The organism is candidate division KSB1 bacterium, from assembly GCA_022562085.1.
Lineage (GTDB): Bacteria > Zhuqueibacterota > Zhuqueibacteria > Oceanimicrobiales > Oceanimicrobiaceae > Oceanimicrobium.
Map to the genome: position 1 here is coordinate 1 of JADFPY010000487.1, position 2177 is coordinate 2177.

At 44.5% G+C, this 2177-nt stretch carries 2 protein-coding genes; both read right to left on the minus strand.

The annotated features are described in order from the left end of the window. Positions 1–470 precede the first annotated feature (470 nt). Positions 471–1670, minus strand: coding sequence for a DDE-type integrase/transposase/recombinase (locus tag IH879_22590; GenBank protein ID MCH7677717.1), 1200 nt, complete (start codon positions 1668–1670; stop codon positions 471–473). Between the two features lie 98 nt (positions 1671–1768). After that, positions 1769–1936, minus strand: a complete 168-nt coding sequence (locus tag IH879_22595; protein MCH7677718.1) for a hypothetical protein — start codon at positions 1934–1936, stop codon at positions 1769–1771. Positions 1937–2177: the final 241 nt, after the last annotated feature.

The following is a 2177-nucleotide window of genomic DNA, read 5'->3' on the forward strand; positions in this document are numbered from 1 at the left end:
TAAAGTCCTTTGACTTCAGTTTTGAAAATATGCTTCGGATAGGAGCTAAGTCTATTCACGTCTACAATAATTACCTCACCATAATAATATTCAAAATGCTCTTTAAGATTCTGGACGAGTTGCTTCTTTATTGATTTTCTATGGCTTAAGACCTTTTCGGGTGAAGGTCTTTGCATTGATTCTACTATCCATTTTATCAATGACAGGTAGTGTCAAAAGTTCTATGAAAGAAAGGGAGGTTTTCTGAAAGCATGAGCATGAGTGTTTGATAGCTGATAAGTGAATGCGTTTATAAGGCATGGGCAGAGTTATGATAGTAAAAATAAAGAAGCCCCCATCATCCATCAGGGGGCTTGTGAGCCATGACTTCATAACTCCGCAGCCGGCTATCCCTTGGCGGGTCGCTCGCCAGCGTTGTCCGCTTCCGTTTCACCGGTTAGAGGTAAATGTAAGGATTTAGTTCTTTGAAATCAAGAAAGCGTGTAGGTTTGCCTTGCCATCTCGATAACTTTGCACCATTTTGCCTGGATTGTCTCGAGGAGATTGATTTCTGTTTTTGGGATGGGGACTTTATATCCCAGCGCCATATGGGGTCTTAGGAAGTTGTAGTAGGTGACAAAGAGGGTGGTTAGGGCAACGGCGCCATTGGTTGATTTAAAGCCGCTGGCCGCCCGGATGTGGTATTTGTAGGTACGATTGAGTCTTTCGATCATTTGTTTGAAATGTCGATTGAGCTCGGATTCATCGTCGAGATTTTGTAAGCCGATCACTTTGTAATGTTGAATTTGGTTATCTTCGTCACGTTTTTCATTGATGAAGTGCAGGCCAGCCGGATAGGATGGATTGCCGTCGGTAATCAGAGCGAGTTTTTGATTTGGTTTTGCTGTTCTGATGGCCTCGGTCATAGCGGTAGTTGCCGGGAGGGTGTCGCGCGAGTCGGCAACATGATAGGCGGTGATTTTGCGATTTTCAGATGAGATAAAGAAGAAAGTATAAGCATGCTCGCCAGCGATTTTGATGTAGGTTTCGTCGCCGCTATTATCGTCGTCAATGTCGCCTTTGAAAGCTATGTTGAAGTGATGGCAGTAGGGTGCGGCGGCTTCGGCATAGTTGAGCACGGTTTGATAGGAGATTTGAATCTTAAAGACTTGTCTCAGGATTTGGGCGGTTTTTCTGGCAGCAATTGCAAACGAGACATGAAATGTCAGCACCAGCCCGAGGACGTTGGCTGAGTTGTAGATTTTATCAAGGTCGACTTTTGAGCTTTCTGGAGCAGCGTGCATCAGGTGTTCTTTGTTAAAATGGTACTCGCGGTATTGATAGTGTAGCTTGAATTGCGATGATTTCGTCTTCCGGAGTTCTTTTTCTTGTGGATTGAGTTTGGCCAAGGCCATCAGATAAGCAGGGCAGTTGTCATTATCGCATTTGTAGCTGGTGCAGAGTTGTTTTTGTTTCCATCGATAAAGGGCATGCTGGCAATGGGGACACCAGTATTTGGTTTTGGGTTTTCTAAATGGCTTGCCGAGTTGTGAAACGCCGCTACAAACCTTGCAACGCACCTGGCTTCGGAGCTTGCCGTCATTGAAATAGAGAAACTGGGCTGGCGCGCCACAATGAGGACATGTGGCATCAGGCACTTTGCCCTTTGGGTTGCGATGAGAGATAGGCAAAAGCGACTGACCATGGACTTGCTCAAATTGAGCCAGCAGCTCGCGCCAGTCTAATTGTGGTTCCGAAGGCGGCGGCTTTACCAGTGGCCTGAGCGGGTCTACATAGAAGTCCCGGTAGTTCGGATGTTTTTTTTAAAATCGTCTTTTGGTTTCACCTCAGGATTGCGGTTAGACAGGATGTCCTGAAGTTCGACGACAATACGTTCGATTTGCTCTCGGTTAAATTTGGAGCAAATCCATAAAACAAAACGGGAAATACGATCCATAGAAATCCTCTCCTCATATCCTCTAAAATTAAGGGGAGGGTGAGAAAAAAGCAAGTAATTCCTGATAAATAATAAACTTAGTCCTTATATAAAGTAAAAACTTTTGACAATACTTTTCTAAGGAATGGGAGGCAACACATGAAAATTTTCAAATTATTTTTGTTGGCTGCTTTAATCGTTGTTTTAAGTACCCCCACGCTCGCCCAGGAAGCAGCAGAGGACAGTGTCGTTTATGGTTGGA